11 protein-coding genes, 1 tRNA gene and 1 pseudogene are annotated in these 21212 nt (G+C 67.8%); 1 reads left to right on the forward strand and 12 read right to left on the reverse strand.

Annotation, left to right across the window (positions count from 1 at the left end; all coding sequences use genetic code 11):
* Window positions 1-83 precede the first annotated feature (83 nt).
* From IPL40_04150 to IPL40_04160, 3 genes are read right to left on the reverse strand one after another with little or no spacing between them, the layout of a single operon-like run.
* On the reverse strand, window positions 84-2822 hold the full coding sequence (locus IPL40_04150; GenBank protein ID MBK8480358.1) for a response regulator: 2739 nt from the start codon (window positions 2820-2822) through the stop codon (window positions 84-86).
* Between the two features lie 3 nt (window positions 2823-2825).
* Window positions 2826-5162 (reverse strand): Rv1355c family protein, encoded by a 2337-nt coding sequence (locus tag IPL40_04155; protein MBK8480359.1) that lies wholly within the window; start codon window positions 5160-5162, stop codon window positions 2826-2828.
* Window positions 5132-7372: a PilZ domain-containing protein gene (locus IPL40_04160; GenBank protein ID MBK8480360.1), complete on the reverse strand. Its 2241-nt coding sequence runs from the start codon at window positions 7370-7372 to the stop codon at window positions 5132-5134. Before IPL40_04160 ends, IPL40_04155 begins: the two co-directional genes overlap by 31 nt.
* A gap of 694 nt (window positions 7373-8066) precedes the next feature.
* Between IPL40_04160 and IPL40_04165 the strand changes: the two are divergent.
* A pseudogene (locus tag IPL40_04165) lies at window positions 8067-8321 on the forward strand (transposase).
* A 221-nt stretch (window positions 8322-8542) separates the two neighbouring features.
* Here IPL40_04165 and IPL40_04170 read toward each other — a convergent pair.
* From IPL40_04170 to IPL40_04210, 9 genes are all read right to left on the reverse strand, one after another.
* Entirely contained in the window at window positions 8543-8830 is a 288-nt protein-coding gene (locus IPL40_04170) for a hypothetical protein (GenBank protein ID MBK8480361.1), read from the reverse strand.
* A 178-nt stretch (window positions 8831-9008) separates the two neighbouring features.
* Window positions 9009-9914, reverse strand: a complete 906-nt coding sequence (locus IPL40_04175) for a transposase (GenBank protein ID MBK8480362.1) — start codon at window positions 9912-9914, stop codon at window positions 9009-9011.
* 30 nt (window positions 9915-9944) lie between these two features.
* Window positions 9945-10181 (reverse strand): hypothetical protein, encoded by a 237-nt coding sequence (locus IPL40_04180; GenBank protein ID MBK8480363.1) that lies wholly within the window; start codon window positions 10179-10181, stop codon window positions 9945-9947.
* 177 nt (window positions 10182-10358) lie between these two features.
* Window positions 10359-13409 (reverse strand): hypothetical protein, encoded by a 3051-nt coding sequence (locus tag IPL40_04185; GenBank protein MBK8480364.1) that lies wholly within the window; start codon window positions 13407-13409, stop codon window positions 10359-10361.
* Window positions 13410-13573: 164 nt separating this feature from the next.
* Complete coding sequence (locus IPL40_04190; GenBank protein MBK8480365.1) at window positions 13574-14965, reverse strand: sodium:glutamate symporter; 1392 nt, start codon at window positions 14963-14965, stop codon at window positions 13574-13576.
* Window positions 14966-15081: 116 nt separating this feature from the next.
* Window positions 15082-15154: transfer RNA gene (locus IPL40_04195), tRNA-Thr, on the reverse strand.
* 129 nt (window positions 15155-15283) lie between these two features.
* Window positions 15284-18028, reverse strand: coding sequence for a bifunctional acetate--CoA ligase family protein/GNAT family N-acetyltransferase (locus IPL40_04200; GenBank protein ID MBK8480366.1), 2745 nt, complete (start codon window positions 18026-18028; stop codon window positions 15284-15286).
* 167 nt (window positions 18029-18195) lie between these two features.
* Entirely contained in the window at window positions 18196-20103 is a 1908-nt protein-coding gene (thiC, locus tag IPL40_04205; GenBank protein MBK8480367.1) for a phosphomethylpyrimidine synthase ThiC, read from the reverse strand.
* A 59-nt stretch (window positions 20104-20162) separates the two neighbouring features.
* Window positions 20163-21152 carry a hypothetical protein gene (locus tag IPL40_04210; GenBank protein MBK8480368.1) on the reverse strand — a complete coding sequence of 330 codons (990 nt, stop codon included), beginning with the start codon at window positions 21150-21152 and terminating at the stop codon, window positions 20163-20165.
* Window positions 21153-21212 lie beyond the last annotated feature (60 nt).

Genomic DNA, 21212 nt, shown 5'->3' on the forward strand with positions numbered 1-21212 from the left:
GCGGGAGCCCAACGATTCTAAACAGGTTGGTCCGATCAATCAACGAAGCCCGCCGGCCCCGGGGCCGGCGCCGAAAAGAAGCACTAGGCGGAGGGGGCGGGCGTGGGCGTGTCGAAGGGGGGCGGCGTCAGCTCACCGGTGAAGCCCGGTTGCAGGCCGCCGCCACCGCTGACGGTGACGGCGGAGTCGCGGTCGCGCGCGAGGGGCAGCGTGATGCGAAAGGTGGAGCCCTTGCCGACGACTGTATCGACGGCGACGACGCCGCCAGCGAGGTCGACGATCTGATGGGTGATGGCGAGGCCGAGGCCCATGCCCTTGCCCTGGGCCTTGGTGGTGAAGAAGGGCGTGAAGATGCGCTGCAGGTGGTCGGGTGCGATACCGGGGCCATCGTCCTCGACCTCGAAGTGGAGCAGCTCGCGCTCGACGCAGGTTCGCACCCAGACGTGCCCATGGGCCGGCGCGGCATCGATCGCGTTCTGCCAGAGGTTGCGAATCGCCTGGTGCATCTCCTCGGCGATGCAGAGCACCTGGGCGCCGGTCGCCTGCAGCTCAAGGATGCTCTCCACCGGGTCGGCGTCCTTCGGCGCGATCAGCCGACCGATGTCCTGAACCGCCGCATCGAAGTCCATCGGCAAGGGGTCACTGGGGTAGCCCTCGCGGGAGTAGCGGCGCACCAGCTTGACGACCTCGTCGATGCGCGTGACGCCCGTTTGCGCGATCGTGCTCATGCGGCCGATCTGCTCGCGCCAATGCTTCAGGCGGGCGATGCGCTCGGCGTCGGGCGCCTCGAGGTTGCCGAGCAGCGCGATGATGCCGTCGACGCGCTCGTTGATCACGTGGACGGCGTTCCTGATGTAATTGAGTGGATTGTGGATCTCATGCGCCAGCCCGCCGGCGATCAGCTCGAGGCTGCGCACATGCTCGCGAATAAGGAGCGAGACCTGCCGGCCGCGCTGCTGCAGCAGGTGACGAATCGCCGCGCGTAGCTCGCGCGGGCTGAAGGGCTTGCTCAGATAGACATCGGCGCCGGCCTCGCGCGCCTCGAGCCGATCGTCGAGGTTGCCCCTGGCCGTCAGCATGATGATCGGGATCTGGGCGGTCTCGCGCGCGGCGCGCAGGGTCTTGATCATCGACAGGCCGTCGAGCTCGGGCATCATGAAGTCGGTGACGATCACGTCGGGGCCCTCGGCCCGCGCCATCTCGAGCCCCTGCAGCCCGTTGCGCGCCAGGAAGACCTCGTGCTGCTCCTGGAGCTGCAGGTGCAGGAAGCGCAGCACCTCGAGGTTGTCCTCGACCACCAGCACCTTGGTCGCCTTGGGCTTGGCGTGGCGGTCGCGGCGGGTGACGCGGCGCTCGGTGGCATCATCGAGCTCGAGGAAGCGGAAATCGGCGCGCTCGAGCAGGCTGCGCGTCCACTCGCGCGGCTCGCGATCCTCAGCCCGCGCGGCGCGCTCGCTGAGCTGCTCCGCGCTGCGCCGCTCGAGGATATCTGTGGCGAAGTGCTCGCGGCCCGGGAGCAGGTGGATGCAGAAGGTGCTGCCCACCTTGGGCGTGCTCTCGAGGCTGATCCGGCCGCCGTGCAGCTCGACGATGTCCTTGGCCAGCGCCAGCCCGAGGCCCGTCCCGCCGTAGCGGCGCGTGACCGTACCGTCGGCCTGGCTGAAGCGCTCGAAGACCGCCTGATGCTTCTCCGGGGCGATGCCGATCCCCGTGTCGCTGACGCTGATGCGAGCCTCCACGGCGTCGGCGTCGAGCGCCAGCGTGACCTTGCCGCCCGCCGGCGTGAACTTGAGCGCGTTGGAGAGCAGGTTGACCACCACGCGGTCCATCTGCTCCAGGTCGACGAAGATGTCGTCGCGGCTGTGGTCGAGCTGCAGCGTCAGCTCGATGCGCTTGCGCCGAGCCAGCGGGGTGGCGTGCTCGACGATCTCCGTCAACATCCCGCGAAGGTCGCTGGCCTCGATGCGCAGCCGCAGGTAACGCTCCTCGAGCTTGGCGACATCGAGCAAATCGTTGATCAGCTTGAGCAGGCGCAAGGCGCTGCGCCGAATCGGCACCAGATACCGCTTCTGCGCCTGATCCAGATGCCCCATCTCGCCCTCGAGCAGGCCATCGATTGGCGCCAAGATCATCGTCAACGGCGTCCGCAGCTCGTGCGTGATGTTGCTAAAGAACTGGACCTGAAAGCGGTTGAGCTCGGCGATGCGGGTGCGGTCGGCGGTCTCCCGCTCGAGGACCACAGCGTTGCCGGTGAGCGAGAGGGCGAATACCGTGAGCAAGGCGATCACGAAGCCGATGGAAGCTGCCGCGGGCTTGTCGCGCAAGAAGGGGAAATCGAGATTGTGGGCGGCAAAGAAGAACGAGCTCACGATCAGTGCTCTCGCGGAGGAGCCGAGCGGGCGCGTCGGATGATGGAGAGCGCGGATTCCAGTTTCGATTGTTGGCCAAGCAACGGCCAGCGCGGTCGGCAGCGCGATCCAGAGGAAGGGCTGGCGAGTGGCGGCGCAAAGGATGCTAGTCGCGACTGCGCTCCCGTAGATCGCTGCAAAGCGCCGCCAGGGGAAGTCTACGCCGCCGATCGCCGAGATCAGATTCGCCAGCGCGAGGTTGATGAAAAAGGTGCACGAGAAGCCAAGCGTGATGACGAGGCTGCCCTTGGCGGCCGCGCCCTGCGCGAGGAAGGCGAGGAAGGCGGCACCCCAAAGCAGCACCAGCCCACGCTGCAGTGGATTGCGCTGCTTGCGCCAGAGTACGAGCGAAAGGATCAGATTGATGAAGAGCACACCGGCGTAGGTCGCCAGGAGACTGCCGAGACCCTGCATGCTTCAGCTTTCCAGATCGAGGAGCAGGATATCCTCGGCATGTCGCCGCAACGAGCGCTTTCGGGGCTCCGGGGCGTGACCGACGCGGAAGAGCAGCACCTCCGCGCGAGGATCCGTCCCGCCGAAGAGCTCACGGTGCCATTGGCGAAGCTCGGTCAGCTCGCGAACCTCGCCGGGATCGAAGCCCTCGCCCCCTCCGCGCTCCAGGCGGGCGTACAAATAGGGAGCCACCGCCAGCGGTTGGAAGGCGAGGCCCAGTCGCGTTGCCTCGAGCCAGACCCGCTCCATCGCGATACCGCCGGCGAGGTAGTCCGCCGCAGCGATACCGGGCACGCTCAGCAATCCGATCGCCGCCGAGGCCCGCACGGTGCGTTGGCCCAGGTCCTCGACCCGCCGGCCACCGATGCGCTTCATCAGCTCGACGGTCGACCATTTGGAGAGGAGATGCATGCCTGCGGTGTCGATGGCGTCGAGCTCCAGGGTCGCGAGGTCGATGCCGTCCCTCGTGCGTTCCGCCTCTGCTGGCGTCCAGCGGACCTCCTCGATCATCTCGCGATAGAGCCGCCGGCAGAAGAAGCGGAACCGGTCGACCCTCCCGATGTAGCTGGCCAGCGCCTCGAGTGCTGTGTCGTCGTCACCGAGCAGCAGGAGCTCGGCGCCGGCGCTCACGGCGGACTTCGCGAGGGCGCCGTGCTCTTCCGCAGTTAGGTGTGTGCGGTGGCCGAGGCGGCGATTCGTGCAGCGCGCCTCCAGGACCTGCAGGGCAGCGCTGCGTTCGGCGCGCGAGCCGCTCTGCGTCAACTGCGTCTCCCAGGCAACCGTGGGGTCGCCGGCATTCGGGAAGCGCACCACCTGCGTGGTGAACCCGAGGCTGTGGGCCGCTACGCAGAAGTTCTCGAGCGCCGCGCCACATGCCGCGTAGGCGGCGCTCAGGCCGTAGTCGAGGAAGGAGTCGCCGGCGCGCACGGTGTCGAGAACGCAGCGAATGCGGTTGTCTGCCAGCAAGTGAAAGCGCCACGGCTGCCGATTTCCACCCGAGGGCGCGAGCGCGGCCATCTCGACCAGGAAACGAGCGTCCTCGACCGATATGGCGCCTGGCGCCCCGCCGTAGCGCTCGTGGCTCGAGGTCATTCGGCCGACGGCGGCGGCCAATGCCTCCGAGGCCGCACCGCCCTCCGTCGTGTCTTCAGTCGCGATCGCGGTCCCGTTGACGAGCGCACCCGCGCCGTCGGCGACGAGGTTCTGCACGTCGATGTAGAAGCGCCCGGACTCGTTGAGCTCGCCGAGCAGTAGGCGCCGCGCGACGTCGGTGGCGACCGCTCCCCCGAGCATCGTGCCAGACCCCAGCTGAGACCACCCGGTGATGGTCTCATCGATCTCGGCCAGGGAGGCCGCGAGGCGCGTCGACATCGCCGTTCCACCAAGCACCCGAAAGATGATCGGCACCTTCTGCCTGACCGTCAGGCCGCGAACGGAAGTGGCCGACACGCCGTCCAGTAGTCCGTGCAGCAGCCGTCGGTCGGGTTCCTTGTCGAAGCGCTCGATATCGAGCAGGCCGCGGTCGTTGGTCTCCATCAGCACTGGGACGCCACGTGCGCGCGCCTGCTCGCGCAGGAGGATCTTCATGAAGAGGTCATCGCACTCCTCGATCAGCAGCGTCAGCGGCTCGGGGTGGCCGAAGAAGCGCTCCAGGTTCTCCGCCGTCAGCCCCTCGCGATAGATCTCGATCTTCAGGTAGGGGTCGAGCTCGAACATGCGCCGGGCGGCAATCACCGTCTTGTTGGTGCCCAGGGCGGCGACGCCGCAGGGGACGCGATTGGTGTTGGAGAGGGACATGACGTCGAAGTCGGCCAGGCGAAACTCCCCGCCGACGCCCTCCATCGCCAACGTCGTGGCGATCGCATAGCCGACGGAGAGACCCACGATGCCGATGCGGTGCTGGCGCAGCGCGTCCTGCTCCTCCGGGGTGATCTTGTAGCGATTTCTGCTCAGGCGGACCTCGCGGAACTCGGGCTCAGGAAGGGTGCGAACGAGCTGTTCAGTCCACGGGAAATACACCCAGCGCCCGTAGGTCTCCTGCGTCGAGCCGCCCAGGTGTGCCGTGATGAGCTGCTGGGCCTGGCCTCCTGTCAGCTTCTCCTTCGGGTGCCGGACCTCCATCAGCTCGGTCAGCTGCTGCTGCAGCACATCGGCGATCTGAATGCCTGGCACTCGCGAGAGCAGCGCGGCGAGCTGTTCGCGGTCCTCCCCGGCCGAGGGGTCGAGGATCGTGGGTTGCCATCGGTCCCGGTCCAGGGTGGGGACAGCGCTCAGTCGCTCGTGGTGACTGGGGGAAGACATGAGAGCTCCTTTTCGAGCGCCAGGCTCGCCAAGAGGTCATCGAGGTAGGCGATCCAAAGCGGCAGGACCTCCTTGCGCGAGAGCCAACGGAGTCCTTCCGAGACGTAGGCGTAGCCGAGCGCGCCCAGTACGGCGCGGTCCTCCGCACTCAGAGATGGGGGGGCAAGGAGCAGGTGTTGTTGCACCTGCGCTCGGTCGAAGTGCGCACGGGCCTGCGTCAGCAGGGCTGCGAGCGTCTCAGCGTCGGGCCAGCCTCCGTTCAGGGGTAGGATCCTGCAGGTGTTCATCAGGCCAAAGACGTTGATGCCTTCGTCTCCCGTCTCCAGCAGCAGCGCGGCCGTGGGTCCGTGAGGATCAAAGGCGACGTATAGCGAGCGGGCGCGACGGTGGCCTTGCTCGCGGCAGCGCGCGCTGAAGTCCGCGAGATCGACGGATGCGTCGTCGAAGCCGAACGCGGAGCGCTCCAGCGGGGTCAGCTGCGTTTCCGCGTAAACGAGCACCAGTGACCAGAGTTCCGGGGCAGCGTCCGTGCCGACGACGTGAGGCGTGGCGGGGCGCTGGCCGAGAGGGGGCGCCGGTGACGCGTTACCGATCGCGCGAAAGACCGAGAGTTCCGTGTAGGTCAACCGGCCCGGCGCGGCGTAGCGCCGAGCGAATTCACCGTAGACCAAATCATTCCAGCTCTTGCCGGCAGCGAAGTAGATCAGCAGATGCTCCAGCGCGCCGAGATGCTCTAACAGGTAGGTCAGGCCGGCGTAAAGCTCGACGACGTAGCTGAACCAACTGCGATCGCCCCGCCGCCGTTCGGCTTCGACGACCCCGATTTGATGGATCATCCACGTTCCCGGGTAGAGCAGGGTCGCCATCATGCCGGCCCGGTGGGTATCAGCGCTTCGCAAGATCAGGCGGTGGTTATGCTCAGGCGACGCCTCGGACCAGGAACCGACGAATCGAGCGCGAAGGTTGCTCCGTGCCTCGGGGTCCGTCCACATCACGAGGTACCGCGAGGCGTCGAGGAGGTCCCAGGCGTCCCTCGCCCCTGTCTCGCTGGTGCCCGCCAGCCGAGGGAAGGCCGTGCGAAAGACATAGTCGTGCCAACGCCTGCTGTCCTTGGTTCCGCCGAAGTCGAGCAATTCGACGCCGCAGATTATCTGGCCCGTGGATGGATCGCCGGAGGTCCCCCGCACGATGCCCGCCGCCTCGACGGGACCGGTTGGCAGCGTGACCAGTAACTGCGGGAGGTGGTCGCCGGGCACCAGAGGGCGGCCCGAGGTGTCGAGGGAGAGCGACAAGCCCCGCGCCGCTACGCTGGCCAGTGGCCCTCGTATCGCGTTCTCCGGATAGCGATCGTGGGTCAACGCGACCTCGCCGCGATCTTGCGGACTCGGGCGCACGCGCGGCGATTGGCGAAAGCCGGTTTGAAGGACCTCGTCGGGGAAGTCGACAATCACCTGGCCGTGCCCGACGCTTTGGACGGCGCTTGAGAAGAGCGTGACGGCCATCGGGCCTGAGAGCTCGAAGGTGAAGGGGCCCTCGTCGCGAAAGGCGCGTGCTGGAGTGTCGGCCTGGTCCGGACCAAAGGGTTGAAGGGCCAGGCGACCAGGTGTGCTCTCGACGTCGAGACCGACCACTCGAAAGGACCAGGGGATGCGCTTCTGCCCGTGGAAGGCGTGGACGGGGCGGCCCTCCGCCGCGTGCCGTCGGAGCAAGAGGCTGATCAGGTGGCGCTCAGTGGAACGCAGCGCCGTCGGGGCGGAAAGCAACCGGCCGAGCTCAGCGTCGCGCCCCTGCAACTCGCGGATCATGAAGTTGGCGAGCGAGCGCTCCGCTTGCAACGTCAGTGACTCGAACCGGACCCCGAGGTGAAGGGTGCGGTCGTCCTGGCGATCGACTCGCATGATGCGCAGCGCGCTGCTGAACGAAGTACCGTCGGGGAGATGCATCACCACCGAGCTGATGTCGGCGCCACCGGCATCGGGACGGCGCCAAATGACGCTGCTCCCCGTGGTGCTGAGATCGCGCAGATCAAGCTCGACGCCGCCGGCGGTGACGAGGCGCGGTTGACGATCGGTCGCGGGACGAATGCGGTACGATCGCCGGTGGTCCGGGCCCCTGGGGCTACCTTGCGACGACGCGCCGGGTGCCATGCCGTCGCTGGTCTCCAGGCTGCGGAAGAGCTCCTCTTGCCGCGGCTGTACCCGGGCAGTCACGTCGAGGTCGGTGCCGCCAGCCCGACCTTGTGAAGCGCGCTCGCGGTGATCCGCTGCGCCGGTGGCGAAAGGGGAACTGACTGGCTTCGCGCGTTGCACTGCTTGCTGCTCCGCTCCTGCTGCTTCGGTCGGCGCCTGGGCGTCGAATCGATCGAGCGGTCTGCGGCCTCTCGGTCGCCCTGACCTGGGCGGCGCGCCGTGCGCCGCGCGCGGACCGCTCGCGACCTCCGCCCGGCGCAAATCGCCCGCCCTGGACGCACCCCGATCTCAGGCGGTTGAAGAAATCCCCGGTGGCTCTCCTCCCGTGGGTCGTCAATCGCCGACGACGGCGCGTCTCGCATAGGGCCTCTGACAGGCGTACGCTAGCTCAGGGCGGCGTGGGACTCCAGTATTCGCTCTTGCCTAGACTAGCGCTGGCTGGTCGGGGCTTCTCAGCGGCCAGCGCCGCGCGCCAAGCCATTCGACCGCCGATCTTCGACCGCCGAGCAAGAAGCACTAGGCGGAGGGGGCAGGGCGATCGCAAAGTCCGGACGGTCGACGGAAACCCCTTGGGGCGAGGAACCTAGCGGGGACCGGCACGTCGCGATGGCTGGGTGGTTTGAGGCTCAAGCAGAGCGATCGTGATTGACCGCCGATCGCGACGGTGATCCAAGGGAGGTGCTGGGCGGAGTTGCGTCCAGCACTGGAGCCTCTGCAATACCTGTCGATTCGCTACACCGAGCGCCTCGCCGAGGCCGGCATCGAGGGCTCGGTCGGCACCGTCGGCGACTCCTAAGACAATGCGCTCGCCGAGTCGGTCATCGGCCTGTACAAGACGGAGCTCATTCGCAAGCGCGGTCCTTGGCGTCACGCCGAGGCCGTTGAGTTTGCCACCCTCACCTGGGTCCACTGGTTCAACACACCGGCGGCTGCTCGAGCCTCTTGGCTGGGTCCCGCCGGTGGAGTATGAGCGTGCGTTCTACGAGTCTCAGGCTACCCAAGGCAGGGCCGCCTGACTCAGACAACCGAGTCTCCGGCGAACCCGGGGCGGTTCAGTCTGGGCCATCTCCCGAACCCGGGTCGGGGCCATCTCCCCGGTCGGGGCCATCTCCCCACATCTCCCCACGAACGCAAGAACGTCCTCGTAGAGGCGGTTCATGGCGCCGTGAATGTCTCCAGCCGCGCCGATGATCATGGCGTCCAGGCGTCGAGAAGGCGCAGTGCGAGCGCCTCGCAGGAGATGGCGATGGCGAGCTCGTCCTCGAGTCCGACGCTGGCGCGAACGGCCATCTGCGCTCCGACGCTCGCGCAAGCGCCGAAGAGAGCTTCGAGGAGAGTGCGGGCCTGCTGCGTGACATCCCCGGAAATGGGATTTGCTGCCAGCTTCGTCAGCGTGCTGGCGAGGTGCCCGGTGTCGGCAAATCGAAGCAGACGCAGGACGTCGAGGCCGTCCTTGTCTTGAATACGTTCTGGGACCATGCGTGATCAGTTAAGCGAAGCGTGGGCAACACGGAGCCGTTTGGGCTGACCTGGGGAGATGCGCCAACCGCGCATTTGGTCGAGGACGGAGGGGCGGCGCCGCCAGTTGGGGTCGGTCTCGCCGTTGAATAGCTCGGCGAGGCGACGCCACTCGAGGTCGGCCTCGCGGCCGGAGAGCTCAAAGGCCCGGCCAATGGCAAAGGCGGCGACGGCGACCATACGCGCGAGGGCTTGTGGATGCAGCGGCGGCTTCGTCCGCTCGGCCCTGCCGCGAGGGGGAGGCGCCTCCCGGCGGCGGTGATGGTGCGCAAGCATGCAAACGATGACCGAAGCGACCATCGCGGCGTGCACCAGGGCACGCACCGCAGGGCCTGTCTTGGCGCCGATGTCGTCCAGGCGCAAACAGGACTTGTCGAGCTTGTTGTCGAGTTCGATCTCCCAGCGCACCCGATAGAGGTCGGCGACAGCACGTGGCGCAACGTCGGGAGCGAGGTTGGTTAGATAGAAGCAGTACCCCTTTGGGGTCGAGACGCCCACCAGCCGTGCACCGACCACGCGCGACCCATGGCCAGAGCTCGACGTCGGCGTCGATTACCTTGCCGTCGAGCTTGAGCACCTCGCGTTGCAGCAGGAGGTCGAGGTCTGTTCCGGGCGCAAACGTGCGGCTGACGCTGCCACGCGCGACGTGCAACACCTTCGGCTTCCAATTCTCTTTCAGCCGCAGCACATACGAGACGCCGTAGCGGTCGCAGCTCGACAACAGCTTCAGCGAAGCATAGCCCAGGTCCACCAACAGCCCGAGGCCACGCCAGCTCTCGTCGAGCTTTAGATGCGGCGCGTCGTGCTCGCGTGCGGGGCTGAGGTGATACGCCACCGTGGTCCCCATCCCCACCGAATAGCGCTTGTGCACCTTCAACGCCGCATATGCCCCGGCGCCCGGATACTCGTCCATCAGCGCATCGGCGAGCCGCACCGTTGTCGCGTCGACGATGTGCCAGTCTCGCGCCGTACGGCCCAACAGCCCCGGCAGGTCCAGCGCCTGCCCCGCGACATATGCAAGCGCGCGGTCCCGCACCCCCTCCATCGCTCGCTCCAGCGCCGGCCCAAACCACCCTTAGAAGCCACCACGCACCACCCGCGGCCCCCCAGACTCGAAATACATCTTCATCGCGTCCGCTTGCCGCCCGCCCCTCCCCGTCGACGCCGACACCACCATCGATCGCAATAACACCAGCGCGTTCAGGCGCCGCTCGCGCTGCTGCAGCCCAGCCGCCTGCACCACCGCCGTCAGCGCCTCGTCCGGCAGAATCGCCTCGAACACCTCCCGCACATCGCTGCCTTGCATGCTCATCCGCCGAGCTGATCACGCCCAGCCCTGCTCTTCAAGCCCCTCGCTCAACCGATCGTTCTTGCACCGCTTTCCTCCTAACTGGACAGCCATGGATGAGGGGCATCGAGGAGCCGGGTGGCGACCGGGCGCGCGTGGCCAGCTCAGGGGGAAGGGGACGAGGCGATCAGGAAGGACGTTTCAGATCGGCGAAGGGGCCGATATTTCGACGGCGACCGTCGCCGGCAAGACCTGGGGTCCGGAGGCCGTGACCACCATCCCACGGGGATCGACCTCGCCCAGCGGAAGGCTCACACTGCCGTCCGCCGCCGCGAAGCCGCGCGCGACCACGTTGCCCTTGGCGTCCTGCACGACCACGGCGATCTGCGAGAGGTCGAGGGGCGGGCAGGTCAGGCAGGGGTTCGGCCCGGGAGGGTACTTCGGGGGCGGAATGGTCGCTCGTAGCGCGCCGCTGACGATGGCGGGGCCGACGACGATCACCGGTAGGGGACCGCGCGTGCGGAACAAGACCGTCGGGTCGCCGAGCAGGTTGTAGATCGTCATCTCCTGCTCTAGATCGGCGGCGCCATAGCCAAGCGAGGTCAGATAGCCCTTGCCAGCGTTGAGCACATCGCCGAGTCGGCGCACGCTGGTGGCCGCGCCGTAGGCCAGCAGGTTGGGGAAGATGGCGTCGACGAGGCCCTTGGCCAGGTCGCTGTTGATCGACGAACCGCTCGAGCGTTGATCGCCGATCACGGCCAGGGCACCGTCCGCCTTGCGCAGGAAGGACTCCGCCCAATAGACGCTGCCCGCGTTCGAGTAGCCGGAGCCCGAGGTCTCGCTCGCCTCGTTGTCGAAGATCCCGCTCGCGCAGTTGATGCTGAGCACGAAGGGATACTCGTGGCCTGCCACGGCGACCGCGGCGAGGGTGCCGGTGCCAAAGCTCGGCGTGCCCCAGCCATCCCACCAGCCGTGGTCGCGGTGGAAGAAGAGCGCGCGCCCGTCGTTGAACGCCGCGGTCACATCGGCGGTCGTGCCCGTCCAGGGGAAGGTCGGCTTGCGCAGGTACCAGGGGACCGCCACGCCGTCGTAGAAGGTGGTCGGATTGGTGGTCGGTGCATCCCGGTAGATGCGCTGGACGTTCCAGCCGAGGCCCGCGACGTGCGCCCGAATGACCTCTGCCGTGCGCGCGAAGGTACGGTCTTCGAAGCCATTGACGTCGTTGTCCTGGAACTGCGCGGCGAAGCTGTAGTTGTCATAGAAGGCATTGAAGACGCTCGGCGGGGCGTTTTCGAACGCCTTAACCTTGTCGACGATGACCTGCGCCTGGGCATTGGTGTCGACCGGGAAGCGGCCGATGCCCAGCAGCGGCACTGAGGTGCTGCCGCCACCAAACTGGCCGTAGTGCTGGTCGCCGCCGTTCTTGACGCCATCCCAGCTATTGTTGGCGCCGGGATAGTGTGTGGGAATCAGCTCGGCGTCGCCCATCAGGAGCAGGTAGCGCGGGCGAATCCACCAGTTGCTGTAGGCATTCTGCAGGTAGCTGCGGATCCCCGCTGCCGTGGCGCCGGTGGTCGTCGTCGTGACGACCACGGTGCTGAGACCGCGGGCGATCTTGTGTGCTGCGAGGTCGTTGGCCGCCGCCACTAACGCCGGCGCGGTGACGATCACGAAGCGCGCGCCGAAGAAGATCGGCCGGACCAAGATCGGACAGGTTGAGACCTCCCACAGCGCGCGGTTGAGCGCCGTCGAGGCCAGCGACGAGGGTGCGCGCTCGATCCGCTGATCGATCGCGTCCATGTCGAAGCCGGAGGCCGTGCGGACGCGCTTGAAGCAAGGGGCACCCTTGAACGTGACATCGACGAGCAGGGAGCTGTACTGGACCAGTCGTTGCTCGCTGGCCAGATACTCGGCTGCAGGAAGCTCAATCGCCACGAAGCTGCCGTCCTCGCTCTGCTGCACCGCGCGCTGCCGCACGTCCTTGATCGAGGTGGCGCTCGCGTCGTAGGCCTGGGCGTCGAAGACGAAGCGCACGGGCTCGGCCGTCGGCGCGCCTTCACCGCCGGGATCGCGGTGCTGCGGCTGAATTGGATAGAGCCGAGCCTGGCTCGCGCTGCCCTCGCCCTCCGGCAGGACAGTGACGGTAGCTGAACCCTCGAGCGGCGCGGCGACCATCGCCGTGTAGGTCGGCACCTCAGGCAGCGAAGGGGCGTCCTGTCGCGTGCCGAAGCCTTGGTCCTGCTCGACGATCCGCTCAAAGGTGCCTGCGTCCGTGGCGACGGTCGCCAGCTTGAGCGGCGGAAGCGTCAAGCGGAAGGTGAGGCGCTCCGGCGTCGAGGTCAGGATTTCGACGCGTCGCCGCATGATCACGGTGGCGACGAAGGTGCCCTGAGTGGCGCCGAGCCCGCTGGCGACCCAAAGCGCGTCCTTGGAGGCCGCGGCGTACACCGGGTGGCGGCACTCCAAGCGCAGGCTTGGGGTGCCAGGAGGCGCCTGGATGTCCGCGTCGATCACCCCGAGCGTCGCCGCATCCGAGCCGCTGACGACGGTGCCCAGCGGGTCGGCGCCGGCAAAGACCTGGCAGGAGGCCCCGGCGACTGGCGTCGAGATCGGGTCGACCACCTCGGCGTGCAAGCGCCGGATCTCGACCGACTCGGCGCGCACGACGACCGAGCCCGTGAGCTCCTCGCTCCCACCGGCACGCAGGACGAGCTGGACGATGGTTACGTCACCCTGGCGGATCTCCACGCCAGAGGCGCTGCCGTACCAGTCGGCCCCTTTGAAATCCGGGTCGCAGCTACCATCGCGGAAAATTCCGAGCTCGACCTCGCGGTCCGTCCCCACCGGGAGGTTGGGCATCACCGTCTCGATCACGACCGTGCCGGCGGGGTAGGACTGCTCGGCCCGCATCGGCGCCACTCCGGCCGCGCCGACCTGCAGGGCGACGCAGAAGGGGGCGGTGAAGCTCTCGGGGCTGCGCAGACTCAGGCTGACGCTGCCGTTGGCGTAGTCTCCGGTCTTCTTCTTACTGTCGCAGCCGCTGCCCAGGCCAACGAGGGCCAGGGCTACCAGGGCTCCCTGGGTCAGGCGGCGGGCTCTCGTCTCGCTGGTGCCTCCCAGAGCTGGACGTGCGGACCAGGGTTTCGGGGGTGAGGAGCTGCGCGCGCTGTCGCCGCCTGTCGGGTCGGTGTCGGGCCGGTCTCCGACCACGAAGGGGTCGCAGGGACGGGCCATGGCTTTGAATTTCGACATGACGAACCTCCACAGTTGCATTGCTTGCGTCGCGCTCGGCTAACCCGAGAGCTTTCCCGCGGTCCGCACCTCCTCGTTGTGGTTGACCGGCGAACAACAGCACACTTTTTATCCTATTTCTAGCTCGATCTGGAGCGCTTCGCCCGGGAGGGCGGATGGCTCGGCTAGCGCAGGTCCTCGACGGGATGGTCGTGGGGGGCTTCGAACACGAGCGCGGGGTCGCGGCGCGTCCAACCGCTGAAGTGCGAGATCGCGCCAAAGACGGCCATGATGGCGGCGGAGACGGCCATCGAAACCCAGGGGCCCAGCTCGTGAATCAGGATCGGGCTGAGGGCCGTGACGAGGCCACCGCCGAGGAAGGGCTCGTAGATCATCTGCTTGAAGCCAAAGGCCGTGGCGGTGTCGGTCTTGTACATCGGGTCGACGAGGCGCAGCAGCAGCAGGCCGATCGCGGTCACGCCCGTCTGCATGCCGTACTCGGTGATCGCGCGCTCGAACCAGTAGTTCGGGAACATGCGCGGCGCGACGAAGGCCGTGGTGAAGACCACCCAGCCGATTCCCGTCGCCATCACGATCAGGAAGGGCCAGAGGTGATCGAGAAAGAGGTCGAGGCGGATCGCCGCGATCGCCGCGATGACCAGCACATCGAGCGAAAAGCCGAGCAGCCGGTCGAAGGTGTCCCGGTCGAAGTACAGGGTAATCTTCAGCGGCGTGGCGACCGCCTGCACGAGCAGGCCGCCAAGCATGGCCAAGGGGAAGAGCGGAAAGGCCTCCAGTCGCGGGTGGAGCAGCTTGAGCAGCACGAGCAGACCCCAACCGATCAGCACGGCCACGGCGATGATGGCAAAGTGAAAGGTCAAGGGCTCGATCGCCTCCGTCGCCACCGTCGCGGTCGCGATCGAGTAGCGCTTCTTCTCCGGGATCAGGCCGAGCCGCTTGTAGGCCGGGATGCCGTGTCGCTCGTTCAAACACGCGCAATAGCCGCGGCGAATCGCGACGTTGATCATCACCACGCCGAGCACCACGGCGGCGATGATCCCGACGGTGGCGGACATCTGCGCGAGATCCGCCCCAGCGGGGAAGCCCAGCTTATGGAACGTGGTTCGCATGCCGGCGGCCGTGCCGTGGCCCCCCGAAAAGCCGATCTCGACGATGGTCGCGAAGATCGGCCGCGTGCCGAAGAGCGGCGAGAGCACGAGGGTCGTGGTCAAGAGCGCGACCAGGTACTGGCCCATTCCGGTGACCACGCCAAAGCAGAGCTGGGGGCCGCCGATGCTCCATAGGCGCTTGGGTGAGGGCAGGCGCACCCCGAGAAAGAGCGAGGCAAAGACCACGCTGATCAGGATGCCGGGAATCTGGCGCCAGTAGCCCAGAACCCAGGTGGGGATGGCCTTGAGCACATAGGGGCCGAGCGCCAGCGCGACGAAGCCAGCGATGATCGACGAGGGAAGAAAGAGCCGCTGGAGCAGCGGAACATGGACGCGCAGCGCCTTCCCCAGCAGGAGGAAGACCGCCAGCAGGCAGAAGCTGAAGAGAAATCCGTCAGCGCCCCGCATCGGCCCCTTTCCGTCGCGACCAAGCCATCCGTGAGGGTCTCGCCCGTCGAGCGTGGTCCGCTCCCGAGGGCAGAGGCACGCAGGCAGGCGGAGCACCGATCCGTCGGAGCAAGCGGAGCCACCCACCGGACTTGAACCGGTGACCTGCGGTTTACGAAACCGCTGCTCTACCAACTGAGCTAGGGTGGCAGCGCCAGGGGCGCAAGTGGGCGGCATTATGCCGGTGGGGTCAGTCTGGCGTCAAGCGCGAGCCAGTGGGGCCAGTCGGCGCGCGACCTTGCTGGCCACGCCCTCGAAACTAGCCCACGTCGCGAGCGCCTAGAGCTCGATCGTGGCGCGCACGACTTGGCGCTCGGGCACCTGGCGCACGGTGAAGCCGGCGCGCTCGGCGATGCGCTGCATGCCGAGGTTGTCGGGCTGGATATCGGCGCCGATGCGCTGGAGGTGCTCGTCACGGCCGAAGCGCACCAGCTCCTGGAGGAGCTTGGTGCCGAGCCCGCGGCGCTGGGTGGGATCGGCGACGACGATCGCGAACTCAGCCTCGTCGCGACCGGGCAGCTTGCTCAGGCGACCGACCGCCAGGATGGAGCGGCCCTGCGCAGCGCCCTGCTCGGCGACCAGCGCCAGCTCGCGGTCGTAGTCGTTGAAGCAGACGCGCTGCAGTCGCTCGTGCGCCACGCGATGGCTGAGGTGCATATCGTGGAGGTAGCGCTGGCGCACGGTGTCGGCGGAGAGCGTCTCGTGGAACCTCACCATCAGCGGCTCGTCGTCCGGGCGGATCGGACGGATGGTCACGCTCGCGCCGTCGGGCAAGCTCCACGGCATCACGTATTGCTGTGGGTAGGGGCGAATGGCGGCGCGCGGTAGCTCTTCCTCCGTGAGCTCGGGGCCGTGGAGCACGACGCGCGCGTCCAGCGCAATCAGGCCCTGGGGCGAGGCCAGCAGCGGGTTGATGTCGCATTCCTTGATCCAGCGCTGCTCGACGACGAGCTGGCTGAAGCGAACGATCAGCGCCTCGAGGGCCGGGAGATCGACCGGGGCGCGGCCACGGACCCCGCGTAACGCCTCGACGATCTTGGTGCGCTCCATCATCCGGCGCGCCAGCGTGGCGGTGAGCGGTGGCAGCCCGAGCGCGCTGTCCTTGAAGACCTCGACGAGCTGACCGCCGGCGCCGAAGAGCAGCACGGGTCCGAACTGCGGATCCTGCGAGCTGCCGAGGATCAACTCGTAGCCCTCATGGCGCACCATCGGCTGAACCACGACGCCCTGGAAGTGGCTCGCGCCGAGCCGCTCACCGACGGTGCGCTCGATGGTCGCGAAGGCCTCCTCCACGGCGCGCTCATCTTGGAGATTGAGGCGTACCCCGCCCACGTCCGTCTTATGCGTGATCGTCAGCGAGTGGATCTTGAGCACGACCGGATAACCGAAGGCCTTGGCCGCCACGACGGCCTCCTGCGCCGTGCTGGCGACCGCGGCCGGCGTCGTCGGGATGCCGTAGGCCGCCAGGAGTCGCTTCGATTCGATCTCCGTCAGCAGCGTGCGTCCGGCGGCGCGCGTCTCCTCGATGATCTGCGTGGCGGCCTTGATGTCGGGCGCGTTGGTGGTGGCAACGCCCGACGTGCCCGGTGTCTCGTAGATCGCGCGCAGCGCCTGGGCGTAGCGCGCCATGTAGCAGAAGGCCCGCGCCGCGTCGTCGGCGTAGCGGAAGGTGGCGATGTCGGAGCGGTTGAGGATGTCGGTGCCGGCGTCGACGCTCGTGCCACCCATCCAGCTCGCGAGCACGGGTTTTCCTGTGGCCCGGGCGTAGGGTACGAGGCGCTCGGCCGTCTGCGTCGGATCCGTCATGTCCTGCGGTGTGAGCACGACCAGCAGGCCATCGCTGTTGGGGTCGCGCGCAGCGATCTCCAGCGCCTTGGCATAGCGTTCGGCGTCGGCGTCGCCGAGGATGTCGACCGGATTGCCGTGGCTCCAATGGGGCGGGAGGAGCTGATCGAAGGCCGCGATGGTCTGGGGGGCGAGCTCTGCGAGTTGACCGCCAACGGCGATCAGGGCGTCGGTCGCCAGCACGCCCGGCCCGCCCGCGTTGGTCAGCACGGTCAGGCGCGGACCCTTCGGCGTCGGCTGCTTGGCCAGCACCTCGGCCATGTTGAAGAGGTCTGCGATGCGGTGGATGCGCAGCACCCCGACGCGACGGAAGGCGGCGTCGAGCACAGCATCGCTGCCAGCGAGCGTGCCGGTGTGGGAGGCGGCTGCCTTGGCCGCCTGTTCGCTTTGCCCAGCCTTGATCACGACGATCGGCTTGCTCAGGGCGACCTCGCGCGCGGCCGAGAGGAAGGCGCGCGCATCGCCGATCGACTCCATATAGATCACGATGCTCTTGGTGTGGGGATCACTGCCGAGATGGTCGATCAGGTCGCCCCAGCTGACGTCGAGCATCGAGCCGATCGACACGAAGGCGCTGAAGCCGACGCGCTCGCGGAAGCTCCAGTCGAGGATGGCCGTGCAGAGCGCGCCGCTCTGGCTGATGAAGGCGACATTGCCGGGCTGGCCCATTCCGGCAGCGAAGGTGGCGTTGAGGCCCGTCCGTGGGCTCATCACGCCGAGGCAGTTGGGGCCGATGACGCGCATCTTGGCGAGCCGGGCGTGCTGGAGGATTTCCTGCTCGAGGGCCACCCCGGGAGCGCCGAGCTCTTTGAAGCCGGCGGAGATGATGACGGCGTTCTTAATGCCGGCCGCGGCGCATTGGCGAATGACGTCCGGAACCACGCGCGCCGGCGTGATTACGACCGCAAGATCGATCGGCTCGGGGACGTCGGCGACCGTGGGATAGGCGCGAATGCCGAGCACGCTCGAGCGCCCGATGTTCACCGGGTACACAGTGCCCCCGAAGGGGCTAGCGATCAGGTTCTTGAGGACGGTGCGGCCGACGCTGCCGGGCGTTTCGCTGGCGCCGATCACCGCGACGCTTTGCGGCGTGAAGAAGGCGTCGAGCGGCCGGCGTCCATGACCGAGGTAGTCGTGAGCGGGGTCCCGCGTGGTGAGGGGCTGAGATGGGTGGCGCATGGCGACGTTTTTATCACGTGCGCGGCCTTGTGCGCATGGGCGCTGTGGCGATCGGCTTGCCCGCGGGGACCTCCCGGCCGAGGGGGTCGGCCAATCAGGTGACGGATGCATTCGTGGCCGCGGCGGGGATACGATCGCAGGCCAGGCCATGCGCGTGCGCTTGCGCCTCAGGCCTCGCGGTAGAGGGCGAGGCCCTCGCGTCGAAACTCGGCGGCCTTGTCGGCCAGCGCGGCGTCAAGCGCTGCCTCGCTGGCGGGCGTCGTCGCGGCGGCGGTTTCGAGGGCGGTTTCGAGGGCGCTGGCCGCATCGCGCAGCTCCTGCGAGATCCGCATCGAGCAGAACTGGGGGCCGCACATCGAGCAGAAGTGGGCGAGCTTGGCGGCGGGTGCCGGCAGGGTCTCATCGTGGAAGCTCTGGGCGCGCTCGGGGTCGAGCGCGAGCGCGAACTGGTCGGCCCAGCGGAACTCGAAGCGAGCCTTGGAGAGCGCGTTGTCGCGCTGTTGCGCCGCCGGATGGCCCTTGGCCAGGTCGGCGGCATGGGCGGCGATCTTGTAGGCGATGATGCCTTCCTTGACGTCGTCGCGGTCGGGGAGCCCGAGGTGCTCCTTGGGCGTGACGTAACAGAGCAGCGCCGTGCCGAACCAGCCGATCATCGCCGCGCCGATCGCGGAGGTGAGGTGGTCGTAGCCGGGGGCGATGTCGGTAACCAGCGGGCCGAGCGTGTAGAAGGGCGCCTCCTGGCAGACGCGGAGCTGGCGCTCGACGTTCTCGCGCACGAGCTGCATCGGGACGTGGCCCGGCCCCTCGATCATCACCTGGACGTCATGCTCCCAGGCCAGGCGGGTCAGCTCGCCCAAGGTATCGAGCTCGGCGAACTGCGCCTCGTCGTTCGCGTCGGCGATGCTGCCGGGGCGTAGACCGTCGCCGAGCGAGAAGGCAACGTCGTAGGCCTTCATGATCTCGCAGATCTCGGCGAAGTGGGTATAGAGGAAGTTCTCGCGGTGGTGCGCCAGACACCACTTGGCGAGGATGGACCCGCCGCGCGAGACGATGCCAGTGACGCGGCGCGCGGTCAGCGGGATGTAGGGCAGCCGCACGCCGGCGTGAATCGTGAAGTAGTCGACGCCCTGTTCGGCCTGTTCGATCAAGGTGTCGCGGAAGAGCTCCCAGGTCAGCTCCTCGGCCCGTCCGTCGACCTTCTCCAGCGCCTGATAGATCGGCACCGTACCGATCGGCACCGGCGCGTTTCGCACGATCCATTCCCGTGTCTCGTGGATGTGCTTGCCGGTGGAGAGGTCCATCACCGTGTCGGCGCCCCATTGGATCGCCCACAGCAGCTTGCCCACCTCGTCATCGATGCTCGAGGCGAGGGCCGAGTTGCCGATGTTCGCGTTGATCTTCACCAGGAAGCTGCGGCCGATCACCATCGGTTCGAGCTCCGGGTGATTGAGGTTGCAGGGGATGATGGCGCGGCCGCGGGCGACCTCGTCGCGCACGTACTCGGGCGTGATGCTGCGGGGGATCACTGCACCGAGGTGCTCGCCCGCGTGCTGACGCAAGAGCACCGGATCGCGCAGCGCCTCGCGCCGCTGGTTCTCGCGGAGGGCGATGAACTCCATTTCCGGCGTCACGACGCCGCGTCGCGCGTAGTGCAGCTGCGTGACGTTCGCGCCGCTGCGCGCCCGCCGCGGCGCGCCGGAGGCCGGGAAGCGCAAGCCGTCGAGGGCCGGGTCGCCGAGACGTTGTCGCCCGAAGGCCGAGCTGAGGCCCGCGAGAGGCTCGCTGTCGCCGCGGGCCGCGATCCACGCGCGGCGTAGCGCCGGCAGGCCACGCCGCAGATCCGCGTGGTAGGCCGGGTCCCCGTAGGGTCCCGCGGTGTCGTAGACGCAGATGGCCTCGTTGGCCTCGCTGCCGCTACGCGTGGGCGTCGCGGAGATCGCGATCTCGCGCAAGGGGACGCGCACGCCCTCCTGGCGGCCTTCGACGTAGATACGGCGCGAGCTGGGAAATGGCGCGGTGGCCAGCGGTAGACCCGTGGGGGCGGTCGCTGGTGCGCTGCGCGGTGTGGTGCTCATGGTTGGTGCGTGCCCTTTCCGGGCGGCAAAGGGTGGTCTCGGCGCCGACGATGACGACGTCAGGGGAGACTCGCCTTGCAGCCCCCAGACCAGTTGGCCGAGCAGTCGTAGTCCGTCTGCTGCGGCGTGACCACGGCCCCAGGCCAGGCGATGGTGGCGGCGGTCCAGACGTGTCGCGGCGCCAGGTTCTCCTTGCGCAGCACGATTGGCGCGCGGCCCTTGAGATTGATGATGAGCTGCCCATCCGACGCGGCGTCACCGCCGCCCCAGTGCTCGACCATCACCGTATAGACGCCCTGCTCCGGCTTCGAGAAGTAGATGTTCTCGGGGCCGAAGGCGCCGGTGTTGTCGACGTCTTTCTTCGGATTGTCGCTGGCGTCATCGACGACACCCCAGTCCGGCGTTGTGTTGATGCACGAGGTCCAGGTGCAATCGGTGGCGTTGTCGTTGATGTGGCCACCCGGCTTGATCAGGTGCAGCTCCCAGTCATCGCCGATTTCGTCCCAGGCGAGCGTCAGGCGCAGATCGGCGTCGACGCAGCCTGTTGTGGTCACGCGGTAGACCAAGGCGAGGAGGCCCGCGCCATTGGTCCAGACCAGCTTCACGAGCTGGGCACCGCAGAAGAGTGGGATCGCGACGCCGAAGCTTCCAGTTGCCCGGGTGGGCACGGTGCCGCTCGCCGCCTGGCCGGCCTCGCTGACCACGTAGAACTCGCCATCGCCCGTGGCTCCGCTGACCGTGCCCTCGAAGCTGCGCGAGGTCTGCGTCGCGCTGATCGTGAAGTTGCTCTCGGTGCTGTCGGGGCAGGCCGAGCAACGCTGCTTGCCGGCAGTGGCAGCGTTCGGCGCCGGGTCTACGACGCCCTTGGTCGCGGCGTCGGCGAGGGTGGCGTCGCGCTGGCCGGCGGCGCCATCGCGTCGAGTAGTGCCGCCGTCGCGCTGAGTGGCGCCACGGTCGCGGTTTGCGCCGTTATCCTCGCTGTCACTGCAGCCCCATGTCATCATGGCGCCGGCGAGCATCAGAGCAAAGATCGATGATGTGCGGGTCATGCGTCGACCTCCGAGGTTAGGCTTGGTCTGCGGCGAGCAACCCGGTTCTTACCGCTCGTG

This window comes from Pseudomonadota bacterium (assembly GCA_016711215.1).
GTDB lineage: Bacteria > Myxococcota_A > Polyangia.